Origin of the sequence: Sulfitobacter sp. SBS6, from assembly GCF_048285585.1 — a bacterium.
Taxonomy (GTDB): Bacteria; Pseudomonadota; Alphaproteobacteria; order Rhodobacterales; family Rhodobacteraceae; genus Sulfitobacter; species Sulfitobacter pontiacus.
The window spans coordinates 194,631-208,777 of sequence record NZ_JBLWBA010000008.1 but is presented as its reverse complement, the minus strand read 5'-3'; the positions used below and the strand labels follow the sequence as shown (position 1 = coordinate 208,777).

The window sequence follows — 14,147 nt, the reverse complement described above, 5'->3', positions numbered from 1 at the left end:
CGCGGGCGCTCAGCCTGCTGTCAGGCCGCGCCCCTTCAGCAAAGCCTCTACCCCCGGCAACCGGCCACGGAACGCCTTGTACAGTTCCGCCGCGTCCTGACTGCCGCCGGTGGACAGGATGTGCTGCTCTAGCGCGGCGGCGCGGTCGGGATCAAAGGCGCTGCCGGCCTCCTCAAAGGCGGCGAAGGCGTCTGCGTCCATCACCTCGGACCACATGTAGCTGTAGTAGCCACTGGAATAGCCGTCGCCCGAAAAGACATGGGCAAACTGCGGCGTGGCGTGGCGCATGGTGATTGCTGGCGGCATGCCCAGATCGGCCAACACCTGCGCCTGTTTCTCCATCGGATCGGCAGGTGCCGCACCGTCGTGGAATTCGAGATCGACCAGCGCAGAGGCGACATATTCGACCGTGGCGAACCCCATGTCGAAATTCGCGGCCCCCAGCACCTTTTCCAACATCTCGGGCGGCATGGGGTCGCCTGTTTTGGCATGGGTGGCAAATTGGCTGAGTACCTCGGGCACTTCGAGCCAATGTTCGAACAACTGGCTGGGCAGTTCGACAAAATCACGCGCGACCGATGTGCCGCTCACGGATTCGTAGGTCACATCCGACAGCATCTGGTGCAGCGCATGGCCAAATTCGTGAAACAGCGTGCGCGCATCGTCATAGGACAGCAGCGCGGGCGCGGCTTTGGCAAAGTTGCACACGTTGATCACGATGGGCGACTGAACGTCGGGGAATTTCGCCTGAGACCGCATGGCGCTGCACCACGCGCCCGACCGTTTCGATCCGCGTGCAAAGTAGTCACCGATGAACACGGCCACATGTTCGCCGTTGCGGGTCACTTCCCACGCGCGACAATCGGGGTGATAGAGCGGCACGTCGAGGGGCTTGAATTCGAGAGCGAACAATCGCGTAGCGCAGTCGAAGGCGGCGTCGATCATCCGGTCCAGCTGGAAATACGGTTTCAACGCGGCTTCATCCAGATCATGCTCTGCCACGCGCCGTTTCTGCGCATAGTAGCGCCAGTCCCACGGGGCCAGATCGGCGTTCACGCCATCGTCATGCATCATACGGGTCAGCACCTCGGCGTCTGCTTGCGCTTGGCGCTTTGCCGGTGTCCAGACATCCATCAGCAGCTGGCGCACCGCTTTGGGCGTTTTCGCCATCTCTGTTTCCAGCTTGTAAGCCGCGAAATTTTGATAGCCCAGAAGCTTGGCCCGTTCCTCGCGCAGGGCGAGGATCTCGGCAGCGATGGCGCGGTTATCGGTCTCGCCGCCATTGGCCCCACGGGACTGCCAGGCGAGAAACGCCTTTTCGCGCAGATCGCGGCGCGGCGAGAATTGCAGGAACGGTGTGATCAAGGACCGCGAAAGGGTAATGACCGGCCCGCCTGCCTCTTTCTCCTCGCCCGCCGCACGGGCGGCATCGATGACAAAGTCGGGCAGCCCTTCCAGATCGGATTCCTCCAATGGCATGAACCAGCTGCGTTCATCCGCCAGCAGGTTCTGGGTGAACTGTGTCCCCAGCACCGCCAGCCGGTTCTTGATCTCTTTCATCCGCGCATCATCCGCTCCCTCCAGCGCCGCGCCTGCGCGCACAAAGCCACGGTGGGTCAGCATCAACACCCGTGCCTGTTCGGGCGTCAGATCGAAGCTGTCGCGATTTTCCCAGACGGAGGCCACGCGCGCAAACAGCGCCTTGTTGCTTGAGATGTCAGAGAAATGCGCGGACAGCAGCGGCGAGAATTTGCGCTGCAGGTCTTCGCGCGTGGGGTTGCTGTCGGCCCCTGCGACGGTGAAGAACACGCCCAACACGCGGTCCAGCTGGCTGCCTGCTTCCTCGAGCGCCTCGATCGTGTTGGAAAACGTCGGATCGTATTCGCAGTCGGCGATGGCGTCGATCTCCATCCGGTGCGTCTGCAGGGCCTCGTCCAGCGCAGGGGCGAAATCATCGTCGGAAATCTTGTCGAAAGGGGCGATCTGAAACGGGGTGTCCCAATCCTGTAGCAAAGGGTTTGTCATGGCGGTCTCCTTTACGGATCAAGCTATGCACTGCGGCGGGGCAATACAATCGCAATACCCGCGCGGAAAGCCACCATGACGGGTCGTCTAGTCGCCCGCGTTCCCGCAGATCGGACAGTCGTCCCGTTTGGAGACGCCGATCACGCGGTTCTCGCCGTAGAGCGCATCATACATCAGCATTTGCCCACGCAGCGGGGCACCGGCACCGGTGATCAGCTTGATCGCCTCGGATGCCATCATCGCGCCGATCACGCCGGGCAAGGGGCCGATCACCCCGGCTTGCGCACAGTTGGGGGCAAGATGGGCCGCCGGGGCCTGCGGGAAAATGCACTGGTAGCATGGCGCGCCCTTGGACGGGTCAAAGATGCTCAGCTGTCCTTCCCATTGCGACAGCGCCCCCGAGATCAGCGGCAAGCCGGCCGCGACACATGTGCGGTTCACCAGATAGCGCGTGTCGAAATTATCCGTGCCGTCCAGCACCAGATCGTAGTCGGCGAAAAGCTCTGCCGCGATGTCTTCTGTAAGGCGGCGGTGATAGGGGCGCACGGTGACAAATGGGTTCTGCGCCTCCATCTCGGCCTGCGCTGAAAACACCTTGGGCGTGCCGATGGCGCTGTCTTTGTGGATCACTTGTCGTTGCAGATTGGCATTCTCGACCACATCGTCATCGATCACCCCAATCGTGCCGACACCGGCCGCCGTCAGGTATTGCAGCACCGGCGCACCAAGCCCACCCGCGCCAATGACCAGCACCCGCGCCTGCTTTAGCGCCTTTTGGCCCGGTCCACCAACCTCGCGCAGCACGATGTGGCGGGCATAGCGGTTCAGCTCTGTTTCCGAGAATGTGCCAGTTTGCGCGGCGGGCGTCGGTACGGCCACCGGTTCGGCGCGGGCGCGCAGGCGGTTCAACACCCAGCTATAGCCAAAGATCAGCAGCAGAAATACCGTCAGCAGCAGCCACGGGGCTGCCGAGCCACCCGTCGCCACGCGCAAGGGGTGCGCTTGGGGCAACAAGAGGTTCAACCCGATCACCAGACCAAACAGCATGCCCAACACCACGACGCGCCGTTCGCGCGGCTGGCCGAACGCAGCCCCCGCGCCCCAGATCAACGCGGCCAGTCCCAGCACCAACAGCATCAGACGCCTCCGCCTGTGATATGGGGATGTGGTTGCATGAATGATTGGCGCATAAGGCCCCCGCTTTGTTTCCGGGTGTTCAGACCCTAAAGCGGCAACCTAAGCATTTTTCCGCCGACACCAACCCCAAAGCTACGCCCCGCCCGCCAGAGCGCCGCAAGCGTCGCGCCGCTGCATCAGGTCAAAAGACGCGCTGCCCTTCGACCCATGTCTCGCGCAGGATCGGCAAGCCGTCGAGCCGCGCAAACCGGATCACATCGCCGCGTGCGCCGACCTTGATCGTGCCGCGGTCCGTTAGCCCGACGCTTTGTGCAGGCGCGTGGGTAACCGTCGCCAGCCCGCGCGCCAGATCCCCCCACAGATCCCCCAGTTGCAATGCCGCGATCAACAGGCCCGCGGGCACGTAGTCGGACGACAGGATATCCAGCCGGTCCGCCTTCGCCAGATCAAGGGCGGCGACATTGCCCGAATGCGACCCGCCGCGAATGACGTTGGGCGCGCCCATGATGGTCGCGATCCCATTGGCATGACAGCTATGCGCCGCCTCGATCGTGGTGGGAAACTCGGCAAGCCGGACGCCGTAGCGGTGGCTCGTCTCGACCTGCTCTGCGGTGGTGTCGTCGTGGCTGGCAAGCGCTGCGCCATATCGGGTGGCTGCCGCAACGGTCGCGGCCTCGTGGGTTTTGCCATATTGCTTTTGCACATCGTACAGAGTGTCTACATGACGCTGGAAGGCGGCGGCATCAAAGCTGTGTTTGCCGCGCACGTAAGCCTCGAATTTCGACAGATCGCGGAACTGTCGCTGACCCGGCGTGTGGTCCATCATCGAGACGATGCCAACGCGATCCTCTGGGCCGAATTCGGCCAGCTCTTCGGCCAGCGTTTCCGAACAGATCTCGGCCCGCAGGTGGATGTGGTGGCTGATCCGCAGGGCTCCGGCGGCGCGCATCGCCAGAATGGTATCGACCATGCCGCGCGCATATCTCTGGTACTGGTGCTCGGCCGAGATCATCGACCCGACGCGGATCGCATCGAACACGGTGGTGATGCCGGTGCCCACCAGTTCACGGTCATGGGCGAGGATGGCCGCGCGGTGCGGCCAGTCGACCTTGGGGCGCGGCGACATATGCCGTTCCAGATTATCGGTGTGCAGTTCGACCAGACCGGGCGCGATGTAGTCGCCCTGCATGTCCTGCGCGCCTTTGGGCACGGCGGTGCCGAAATCGATGTCGGTGATTACCCCGTCTGCGATGCGGAGCGTTCCGGTCTCGACGCGATCCCGCAGGATCAGGCGGGCGTTGGCGAAAATTATCTCTTGGGTCATGGCATCATCTTCTGATTGGAGTGGCCAGCGTCGCAGGCTGTCTGGGAAAGGTGCTGGCGTATCGTGGCAATGGTCTGCGCCAAGGGGCCGCTGTTGTCGATCACCTGATGGGGAATACCGAGGGGCATGGCGAAATCCGCACGGGCCAGGCGGCGCTCTATCTCGGCGGCGTCCTCGCGGTTGCGCGCCGTCAGACGGGCGGCGAGGATGTCATGATCCGCTCGCAGCAAGATCACGCAAAACCGCGCAAAGAGGGCCTGTGCCTGTGGCAGGACGGCCCGTGACAGGTTCACCAGCACATCGCGCCCCTGCGCCACCTCAAGCGCGACGGACTGCGGGATGCCGTAGTGCCAACCATGCGCATGCCAGCTGAGGATAAACGCACCGTCATCCTCTGCCTTCCTGAAGGCACGTTCCGACACGCCGTCGAATGCTTCTCCGCCAAGGGTTGCGGGCCGCGAGATCACGCGCCGCGCAAGGCAAAGCGTCGGGTCCGCCGCGGCCAGCCCCTCCATCACGCTGTCTTTCCCCACACCAGAAGGCCCGACGACTGCAATAAACCGCCCCATCATGCGGCCATCCCCGGGGTGAACCGGGTCACGTCAAACTGCCGGTCGCAAATTTCGTCGCGCGCGGCGTGGTCGTGAAAAATCCCGATGATGGCAGCGCCACGCGCCTTCGCCTCGGCGATCATCTTTAGCACGGTGGCGCGGTTCACGGGATCAAGGCTGGCGGTCGGTTCGTCCAGCAATAGCGCGGGATAGGGGTAGGCAAAACCGCGTGCGATATTGACGCGCTGCTGCTCTCCGCCCGAGAAGGTCGTGGGGCTCAGCTGCCACAGACGTTCGGGTATATTCAGTCTCTGCAACAGGGTTTTCGCCTGCGTTTCGGCAGTGGCGCGGTCCGATCCGGTGGCCATCAGCGGCTCTGCCACCACGTCCAGCGTCGATACCCGCGGCACAACCCGCAGGAACTGGCTGACATAGCCCAATGTGGTGCGGCGCACCTGGATCACCTGCCTTGGTGCCGCGGTCACGATATCCAGATCGCCCACCATAATGCGCCCCGACTGGGTCAGGTAATTGCCGTAAATCATCCGCATCAGGGTCGATTTACCTGCGCCTGAGGCCCCGACCAAAGCGATACACTCCCCCTGTGCCACCGACAACGACGCCCCCGCCATAACAGAGATTTCGGCAGCCCCCTGATTGTGCAACACAAAAGATTTCGACACGTTTTCAACAGTAATCATCGGGTTCATACCTGTAGGACAGAGGAAACAAGAAGCTGCGTATAGGCATGCTGCGGATCGTCGAGCACCTGATCGGTCAGCCCGCTTTCGATCACATGGCCGTCTTTCATGACCATCAGCCGGTCGGCCAGCAAACGCACCACAGCCAGATCATGGGTGACGATTATGGCGCTCAGCCCCATCTCGCGCACGAGACCCCGCAGCAGATCCAGCAACCGCGCCTGCACGCTGACATCCAGACCCCCCGTGGGTTCATCCATGAACACCAACCGCGGGCCTGTCACCAGATTGCGCGCGATCTGCAAGCGCTGTTGCATCCCGCCAGAGAACGCCGTGGGCCGGTCATCAATCCGGTCGGCGCTGATCTCGACGCGGCCCAGCCAGTCGATCGCCTTGTCGCGGATGTCGCCATAATGGCGCGCGTTCACGGCCATCAGCCGCTCGCCCACATTGCCGCCTGCGCTGACATTCATACGCAGCCCGTCGCGGGCATGCTGATGCACAAAGGCCCAGTCGGTGCGCGACAACATGCGGCGTTCAGGCTCGCTCATCGTGACCGTATCGCGCAAGCCCTCGGCGCGGGTGTCGAAACGGACGGCCCCGGCGTCGGGCTGCAAATGCCCAGCCAGACAGTTCAGAAGCGTCGACTTGCCCGACCCGCTTTCCCCGACGATGCCCATCACCTCGCCCGGATAAAGATCAAACGACACGTCGGTGCAGCCGATCCGCGCGCCATACATCTTGGCGATGCCTTCCACTTGCAACAAAGGGGTCATGCCGCGTCCTCCGCCAAGGGGGCACCCTGCGCACCCAGATGCCCCGCCGCACGCCGCGCGCCGCAGTAATCCGTATCCGAACACATGAACATCCGCCCGCCGGCGTCATCCATGATCAGCTCGTCCAGATAGCTGTCCGTCGCGCCGCATAGGTCACAGGCATGATCCGCCTTGGTCGGCTCGAACGGATAATCGTCAAAGTCCAGACTGACCACCTGCGTATAGGGCGGCACCGCATAGATGCGCTGTTCACGGCCTGCGCCGAACAGTTGGATACCGGCCATCTCGAGCTTGGGGTTATCGAACTTGGGGATCGGGGACGGGTCCATGACATAGCGCCCTTCGACCTTCACCGGATAGGCATAGGCCGTGGCAATCGCGCCGTGCTGGCTGATGTCTTCGTAAAGTTTCACGTGCATCAATCCGTATTCCTCAAGGCTGTGCATCTTGCGTGTCTCGACCTCTGACGGTTCAAGAAACCGCAGGGGTTCGGGGATCGGCACCTGATAGACAAGGATCTGGTCTTCGCGCAGGGGTGTTTCGGGGATGCGGTGACGGGTCTGTATGACGCTGGCCTCTGTGGTGGCCTCGGTCACGGCGACACCCGCCGTTTTCTCGAAAAACCGCCTGATAGAGACTGCATTGGTCGTATCGTCGGCCCCCTGATCGATCACCTTGAACCGGTCCTCGGGCGTCAGTACCGCTGCCGAAACCTGCACACCGCCCGTGCCCCAGCCGTAGGGCATCGGCATCTCGCGGCTGGCAAAAGGCACCTGATACCCCGGTATCGCCAATCCTTTCAGTATAGCGCGGCGGATCATGCGCTTGGTCTGCTCGTCCAGATAGGCGAAGTTATAGTCGCTCATGACGCCACCCCTTCCTTCATTTTGCCCTTTAAACTCCCCCCGGAGGGGCCCTCCCCCTCGGCCTGTCCCGCCGCTTGCTCTGATGCCTGTGCCTCGCGGCGTAGTTTGCGGATCAGCTCCAGTTCGGATTGGAAGTCGACGTAGTGGGGCAGTTTGATATGCTCCAGAAACCCCGTCGCCTGGATGTTGTCGGCGTGATACAGCACGAATTCCTCGTCCTGCGCGGGGGCACCTAGGTTATCCTCGCCCAGTTCTTTCCAGCGCAACGCGCGGTCGACCAGCGCCATAGAGATCGCCTTGCGCTCGGTCATCCCGAAGACCAGCCCGTAGCCGCGCGTGAATTGCGGCGGTTCGGTTTTCGAGCCTTTGAACTGGTTGACGGTTTCGCATTCGGTCAGGGTGATCTCGCCGATGTCGATGGCAAAGCCGAGCTCGGGAATCTCCATCTCGACCGCGACCGCACCGATGCGCAGCTCTGCCACAAAGGCGTGGTTGCGCGCATAGCCCCGTTGGGTGGAATAGGCCATGCCAAGGATAAACCCCTCATCCCCCCGTGTAAGAGCCTGCAAACGCAGGGCACGGCTCGCCGGAAGCTCCAGCGGGCTGCGGGTCAGATCGTCCGGTGTGTCCGCTCCTGCGGGTTCCGACTGGATCAGATCCTCGCGATCAAGGAACCCCATGATATGCGGCGTTTCGCCTGCATTAGGCTCTGTTTGCGGCATCTCGCCAAGCGCGCCATCGGCGGCGAGTTTGAAGTCCAGCAGACGGTGGGTGTAGTCAAATGTTGGCCCCAGCACTTGCCCACCGGGTGCATCCTTGAACGTGGCAGACACGCGGCGGTCGCAGGCCATGGTGGCCGTATCCACCGGGTTAGAGCCGCCAAAACGCGGCAGCGTGGTACGGTAGGCGCGGATCAGAAAGATCGCCTCTATCAGATCGCCGCGCGATTGTTTGATCGCCAGCGCGGCAAGGTCGGGATCATACAGCGACCCTTCCGCCATCACCCGATTAACGGCGAGCGCCATCTGCTCGCGGATCTGGTCTACCCCCAGTTCCGCCACATCACGGTCCCCGCGCCGTTCCTCGGCCAGCCAAGCATGGGCGTTGTCGATGGCGCGTTCGCCCCCTTTGACAGCAACATACATCAGCGGACCCTCGTCGTGCGCGGCAGCGCGGCAAGCCGGTTTGCGCAGGTGAAAATGAAATCCAGCCCCAGCGGGAACAGCGCGGCATTTCGTTGGAACGCGGCAGTATCCGGCAGCGACAGGTTGGCGGTATCCTTGATGCCCGGCCCGCTTAGGGTCGCACCCAGAGACGTAAGGTCAGGCATCTCGACAACCACCGTCGCTGACCGGTCGGGATATTCGGCGGTGCCGATGGCAAATTCGCAAAGCGGGAGCTCCTCCCACGCCCCGACGGCAAACATCGCCTGTGCGGGCGGCACAAAGGGCGCGCCGGTCTGAAAGGTGATCCAATCGCGCACGTCTTGGGTGTCAAAAGCGGTGCCGAGATAAATTGGCGTATCGGGATCACACAACGTCAGGATTGCGGTGCCTGCCGCCGCGCCAAGCGGGGCGGGCGGTGTGGCCCCTGAGACGTCACAGATCGTCCCCGGGCGCGCCATCGCGGTCATCAGCCCGCGAAAGGCGCGGGCGGCGTCGATCGGGGCGTCGGTAAAGCCGCCCTCCAAAGCATGGGTCTGCATCAGTCTTCCCCTCGTACCATCGTAAAGAAATCCACCTTGGTCGCCGCCGCCTTGGCCGCGCGGGTGGCCTTGGCCGTGTCACGCCCCTTGCGCAGGGGCGCGAGGATCGCGGCCTCTACCTGCGCCGCCGCGTCGGTTTGCATCAGCGCGTCAATCAGCGCCGTCTGCAGCGCGTGGTCCTTGCTGCGGCCCTGCACATAGCCGTGACCCACTGTACCGCAGCCCAGTTTGACTGACGCACGGGTGACGGACATTTCGCCAAGGTTGAACGCGGCACCGACGGCCCCTGCCCGACCGCGCACCATTACGCCGCCGATTTCCGGCGCGCGCAGAATGCTGTGATCAGGGTGGGTGCCATAGGCAGCCCAAAGGCGCGCGACCTCGGCGGCGGGGGATTTGGCAAGCAGACCCAACCATGCCTTACGAGGCGCATGAGGGTCGATTTCTGAGTTCATCATATTCATCTAGACACCTTTTCGAGTTGTCTATACAACTAGACAACTACTACCTGTAGCACCGATCAGCGCCAAGCCCTCCTTTTGCGAAATATTTGTGACATGCCTCAACGCACCCCGATTTGGACCGCCATCGCCCATAGCCTGCGCAGCGACATCGCAGCGGGTGTCTATGGCCCCGACGACAAGCTGCCGACCGAAAGCGCGCTGGCGGCGCGGTTCGGGGTGAACCGGCATACGGTGCGGCACGCGATCAAGGCGCTGGCGGGCGAAGGGCTGGTGTTGCCGCGGCGCGGTGCGGGGGTGTTCGTGACCTCGACGCCCACCGATTACCCCATCGGCCGCCGCGTGCGGTTTCACCAGAACCTGTCGGCGCAGGGGCGGATGCCAAGCAAGGAGTTCCTGACGTTGGAAACCCGCACCGCGCGCTCCGAAGAAAGCGACGCACTTGCGCTGGCGCAGAACGCACAGGTGCAGGTCTGCGAGGGGCTGTCCTTTGCCGACGGTCAGGTGATCGCGCTGTTTCGCAGCGTCTTCTCTGCCGCGCGCTTCCCCGACATGCTGGCCCATCTTGAACAGGCGCAATCGGTGACGGCGGCGCTGCGGCTCGGGGGCGTGACGGATTATACCCGCGCATCAACCCGCATCAACGCCAAGCTCGCCAGCGCCACCCAGGCGCTGCATCTGCGCGTGGCCGAGGGCGCGCCGATCTTGCGCACGATCAACCTGAATGTGGATGATCAGGGGCAACCGCTGGAATACGGGCGCACGTGGTTTGCGGGGGACAAGGTGACCCTGACACTGGCAGATACCTGAAATCCCGTGGCGTTATTCGTAGCGCTCCAGAAATGCCTCGGCTGACAGCGCGCGGAAATCATCCAGCGCGCGGTGCAAGGCGTCATGGGGCCAGTCCCACCATGCCAACGCCATCATCCGGTCAGCGATGCCCGCGCTGAACCGCGCCCGCAGCGGCACCGCTGGAATACCCGCGACGATCATATAGGGGGCGACATCCTTGGTCACGATGGCCCCACCCGCGACGACCGCGCCGTGGCCGATCGTTACCTCTGGCCGCACCTGTGCGCCATTGCCAAGCCATGTGTCATGGCCAAGGGTAACGCGCCGGCTGCGACGGTGTGCGAACCAAGCGTCATCGTCAGCCGCGCCGTCAAAGTAGTCGCCCGCGCGGTAGTGAAAGTGATGCAGGCTGGCTTTTTCCATCGGGTGGTCTGTGGCCCCGATCCGCACATAGGCCGCGATGTTCGAGAATTTACCCACGGTGGTGTTGGCAATGTCGGCGTAGCGGTCGCAATAGCTGTAATCGCCAAGCTGGCTGTGGGCGATCCGCGACCCGCGCCCGACCTCTGTATAGGCTCCGAATGTAGCATCTTTGATCTCGCAGTCGGGGTGGATGAAGGGGCTGTCGGCAGTCAGGCGCGGCATCAGTGACCGCCCTCGTCACCGTTGATCAGCTTGCGGCGCAGCCAGCCCGAGAAACTGTCCATCGCCATGACCATGAGCACGATCAGCACGATATAATAGGTCACCTCTTCCCAGTCCTTCTGGGTGGCAATCGCCTGCGTCAGCAGCAGACCGATGCCGCCGCCGGTGATTGCCCCGATGATCGTCGCAGAGCGGGTGTTGGATTCAAGGAAATAGAGGACCTGGCTCAGCAGCACGGGCACGATCTGCGGCAGCACCCCAAAACGGTAGCGTTGCAGCGGCTTGGCCCCGGTAGAGGCTATACCTTCGATCTGTTTGCCGTCCACATTCTCCAGCGCTTCCGAGAACATCTTGCCGAAAGACCCCGTATCGGTCAGCAGGATCGCCAAGGCTCCGGTCAGCGGCCCCGGCCCGAAGGCGCGCGACAGGACGATGGTCCAGATCAGCCCGTCGACACCGCGCAGGAAATCGAACATCCGCCGCGCGGCAAAGCGCAAGGACCGCAGCGGGGTAAAGTTCTTGGCCGCAAGGAACCCCAGCGGGAGGGCGATGATCGCCGCGCCGAATGTGCCCAGAAAGGCCATCAGCAAAGTCTCGTAAAGCGCCCAGGCCACATCACTGTGCCGCCACATGCGGTTGGTCCAGAAGTCATGGAAGATCGCGCCCGCTTCACCGCTGAACGCGCGGCCCATCAGCGCGACCGGGCCCAGCCCGTGATAGGGGCTGTCGAGCGTGAAAAAGAACAGCTCCCACCCGTAGTCGTATTTGAACACCTCGGTCCGGTTGCGGGTGATCGTCAGCCGCCCTGCCTCGGTGTTGATCATCACGCGGTTCTTGGACGCGCTGATATAGTCGGGGATGTCGCCGGGCGGGAATGTCGCTTGAACGCCGCGCTGCCCCGGCTCGGCTACGATCGTGCCATAGCCCGGGATGTCATAGCTGACCTGCGGGCCAAAGGTCACGATATGCCCGCCCCCCAGATCCGCGACAGGGCGATCCCCCAACGTGACCCAATCGGGGGCCGTGCCGGCTTCATATGCGCCCTTACGCTCGCCCTCGATCGCGACGGAAAACGCGCCGTCGCGGTTGTCCTGCGTGACATGGGTCTTGTAGCTATAGGCATCGGCCACCAGCGTGCGGGCATTGCCTACGTTGATCCGATCCCCCAGCCCCGGAATATCGAAGGCAAAGAAGATATAGGCGAAATAGGCCAGAACGATCACGGGCAGCGCCAGCGCAGCCATCCGCTTGCGCGAGAAATGGACCATCGTCTGGGTGTGAAGGGCGGTCGCGGTCATAGGGTCACCTTTGCGCTCGGCAGGCCGTGGGTCAGACGGTTACGGAAAACAGAAGAAAGCTGGTCGACGATCACAATCGTCAGGAACAGCAGCAGGAAGATGGCAGCGGCCTCGTCGAATTTGCCCTGCCCCCAGCTCATGGTGTTGCGCAGGTCATAGCCGATGCCCCCTGCCCCGACGAAGCCAAGGATCGCAGAGGCGCGGATGTTGATCTCGAACCGCAGGAGCGCATAGCTGATGTAGTTCGGGGCCACCTGCGGGATCACGCCAAGCCACATGCGCTGGCTCCACCCCGCCCCGACAGAGGCAAGCCCCTCTACCGGTTTGAGCGATGCGTTTTCATTCACTTCCGAGAACAACTTGCCCAAGGCACCGATGGTATGCAGCGCGATGGCGATCATCGCAGGCACCGGCCCGCCCCCCAGCAGAAAGATCAGCACCAGCGCGATGACAATCTCGGGTATGGCGCGCAGCAGATCCAATACGCGGCGCAAAGGGCCCACGAGCCACGGCACCGGGGCCAACCCGCGCGTGACCATCAGCGACAAGAACAGCCCGACCATCGCCCCCAGCAGGGTCGAGGCAGCGGCGATATTCACCGTCTCGATCAGCGATGGCAGGTATTTCGCCATATAGCCGGGCAGCAGGTGCCCGCGTTCTATCGCTTCGCCGATCACATCGGCGGGGAAATCCAGAATATTCGGCAAGCCGTCCCAGAACCCGCCCGCATTGCGGTTGCCTGCGGTGTTAAATCCACCCACCAGCAGCGCTACGAAAAGGATCAGCAGCACCAGATTCATCCAGCGCTTTGATCGGGCCAGTGCCAGATAGTTTTCCTGGATCCCTGCCAGGTCGGGGTCGGTTTGCGATGTCGCGGTCATGGGAAGCCCTTACGTAAAAATGCTGGCCCCGATGCGGATCGGAGCCAGCGACAGTGCTTAAATCACTTGGATCAATTCGATTTTGCCTTGCGGGCTTCGATGATCGACACATAGGCGTCATGGGTAATCGGATCGAACCCAAGGCTGTCGCCCGCCGCCACGCCATAGGCGCAGTCGGGGTCGTTCTCGTACAGGTTGTCGACCAGCGCGGTCATCTTGTCTTTGACGTCCTGAGGCAGGCTGGTGCGCAGCACGACGGGGCCTTCAGGGATCGGCTTGGAGCGCCAGATTTCCACCAGATCGTTCATATCGACCAGGCCTGCGTCCACGGCCTTGCGCAGCGCGCCGGAGTTGTAGCCGTCTTCCCAGTTGCCCTGACCATCAGCCCAGGTCACGCCTGCATCGATGTCGCCATTGTTGACCGCAACGATGGTCTGCTCGTGACCGCCGGTGAACTTGACTTCGCCAAAATATGCGCCGGAGTCCATGGTGATCTCTTCGCCCATCTGGGGGATCTCGATCGACGGGATCAGATAGCCCGAGGTGGAGTTCGGGTCACCGAAACCAAAGACCTTGCCCTTGACGTCTTCAAGCTTGGTGATGCCGCTGTCGGCGCGGGCAAACCCGATGGAGTGGTAGCCATAGGACCCGTCCACGTTGATTTTCACCAGCACAGGCTCGACCGCTTCGGCGTCTTGCAGATACACTGCCGCATAGGAGGAAGCACCCAACCATGCCATGTCCAGCGTGCCACCCAGCAGACCCTGGATAACGCCGTTATAATCGGCAGGGGCGAACAGCTTGGTCGGGACGCCCAAGGCATCCTCGGTCATGGCGCGCATACATTCGTTCGAATTCATCCGGTCCTGCGCGTTCTCGCCGCCCAGAATACCGATGCGGAATTCGGAAATGGCTTCGGTTTGGGCCACAGCACCCGTCGCAAGGGCGGTCGTCGCGAAAGCAGCAGCAAGTAGTTTGTTCATCG

At 62.7% G+C, this 14,147-nt stretch carries 15 protein-coding genes; 1 reads left to right on the top strand and 14 read right to left on the bottom strand.

Going from position 1 to position 14,147, the window contains the following annotated elements; genetic code table 11:
- Positions 1-9: 9 nt before the first annotated feature.
- From ACNQ62_RS14755 to phnG, 10 genes are all read right to left on the bottom strand, one after another.
- Positions 10-2,025: a M3 family metallopeptidase gene (locus ACNQ62_RS14755; protein ID WP_418095158.1), complete on the bottom strand. Its 2,016-nt coding sequence runs from the start codon at positions 2,023-2,025 to the stop codon at positions 10-12.
- An 87-nt stretch (positions 2,026-2,112) separates the two neighbouring features.
- A complete protein-coding gene (locus ACNQ62_RS14750; protein WP_418095157.1) occupies positions 2,113-3,162 on the bottom strand; it encodes a HesA/MoeB/ThiF family protein in 1,050 nt (349 codons plus the stop codon).
- A gap of 181 nt (positions 3,163-3,343) precedes the next feature.
- The gene (locus ACNQ62_RS14745; RefSeq protein WP_418095156.1) at positions 3,344-4,486 is read right to left on the bottom strand and encodes an alpha-D-ribose 1-methylphosphonate 5-triphosphate diphosphatase; all 1,143 of its coding nucleotides are present in this window, start codon (positions 4,484-4,486) and stop codon (positions 3,344-3,346) included.
- Positions 4,483-5,058, bottom strand: a complete 576-nt coding sequence (gene phnN, locus ACNQ62_RS14740; protein WP_418095155.1) for a phosphonate metabolism protein/1,5-bisphosphokinase (PRPP-forming) PhnN — start codon at positions 5,056-5,058, stop codon at positions 4,483-4,485. The genes ACNQ62_RS14745 and phnN overlap by 4 nt, the downstream gene beginning before the upstream one ends.
- On the bottom strand, positions 5,055-5,738 hold the full coding sequence (gene phnL / locus ACNQ62_RS14735) for a phosphonate C-P lyase system protein PhnL (RefSeq protein WP_418095154.1): 684 nt from the start codon (positions 5,736-5,738) through the stop codon (positions 5,055-5,057). Before phnL ends, phnN begins: the two co-directional genes overlap by 4 nt.
- A gap of 5 nt (positions 5,739-5,743) precedes the next feature.
- Complete coding sequence (phnK, locus tag ACNQ62_RS14730) at positions 5,744-6,514, bottom strand: phosphonate C-P lyase system protein PhnK (RefSeq protein ID WP_005851310.1); 771 nt, start codon at positions 6,512-6,514, stop codon at positions 5,744-5,746.
- On the bottom strand, positions 6,511-7,380 hold the full coding sequence (locus ACNQ62_RS14725; protein WP_005851308.1) for an alpha-D-ribose 1-methylphosphonate 5-phosphate C-P-lyase PhnJ: 870 nt from the start codon (positions 7,378-7,380) through the stop codon (positions 6,511-6,513). The genes phnK and ACNQ62_RS14725 overlap by 4 nt, the downstream gene beginning before the upstream one ends.
- Entirely contained in the window at positions 7,377-8,525 is a 1,149-nt protein-coding gene (locus ACNQ62_RS14720) for a carbon-phosphorus lyase complex subunit PhnI (protein WP_418095153.1), read from the bottom strand. The genes ACNQ62_RS14725 and ACNQ62_RS14720 overlap by 4 nt, the downstream gene beginning before the upstream one ends.
- Complete coding sequence (gene phnH, locus ACNQ62_RS14715) at positions 8,525-9,085, bottom strand: phosphonate C-P lyase system protein PhnH (RefSeq protein WP_418095152.1); 561 nt, start codon at positions 9,083-9,085, stop codon at positions 8,525-8,527. The genes ACNQ62_RS14720 and phnH overlap by 1 nt, the downstream gene beginning before the upstream one ends.
- Entirely contained in the window at positions 9,085-9,540 is a 456-nt protein-coding gene (gene phnG / locus ACNQ62_RS14710; protein ID WP_386170678.1) for a phosphonate C-P lyase system protein PhnG, read from the bottom strand. The genes phnH and phnG overlap by 1 nt, the downstream gene beginning before the upstream one ends.
- A 102-nt stretch (positions 9,541-9,642) precedes the next feature.
- On the opposite strand from phnG, the gene phnF reads away from it, so the two are divergent.
- Positions 9,643-10,356 carry a phosphonate metabolism transcriptional regulator PhnF gene (gene phnF, locus ACNQ62_RS14705; protein WP_418095151.1) on the top strand — a complete coding sequence of 238 codons (714 nt, stop codon included), beginning with the start codon at positions 9,643-9,645 and terminating at the stop codon, positions 10,354-10,356.
- A 12-nt stretch (positions 10,357-10,368) separates the two neighbouring features.
- Here phnF and ACNQ62_RS14700 read toward each other — a convergent pair whose 3' ends face one another.
- From ACNQ62_RS14700 to phnD, 4 genes are all read right to left on the bottom strand, one after another.
- Positions 10,369-10,983 (bottom strand): chloramphenicol acetyltransferase, encoded by a 615-nt coding sequence (locus tag ACNQ62_RS14700; protein WP_306285430.1) that lies wholly within the window; start codon positions 10,981-10,983, stop codon positions 10,369-10,371.
- Positions 10,983-12,281, bottom strand: coding sequence for a phosphonate ABC transporter, permease protein PhnE (gene phnE, locus ACNQ62_RS14695; RefSeq protein WP_418095150.1), 1,299 nt, complete (start codon positions 12,279-12,281; stop codon positions 10,983-10,985). The genes ACNQ62_RS14700 and phnE (ACNQ62_RS14695) overlap by 1 nt, the downstream gene beginning before the upstream one ends.
- Complete coding sequence (gene phnE / locus ACNQ62_RS14690; RefSeq protein WP_005851294.1) at positions 12,278-13,162, bottom strand: phosphonate ABC transporter, permease protein PhnE; 885 nt, start codon at positions 13,160-13,162, stop codon at positions 12,278-12,280. Before phnE (ACNQ62_RS14690) ends, phnE (ACNQ62_RS14695) begins: the two co-directional genes overlap by 4 nt.
- Before the next feature lie 71 nt (positions 13,163-13,233).
- Positions 13,234-14,145: a phosphonate ABC transporter substrate-binding protein gene (gene phnD / locus ACNQ62_RS14685; RefSeq protein ID WP_037964867.1), complete on the bottom strand. Its 912-nt coding sequence runs from the start codon at positions 14,143-14,145 to the stop codon at positions 13,234-13,236.
- Between the last annotated feature and the right edge of the window lie 2 nt (positions 14,146-14,147).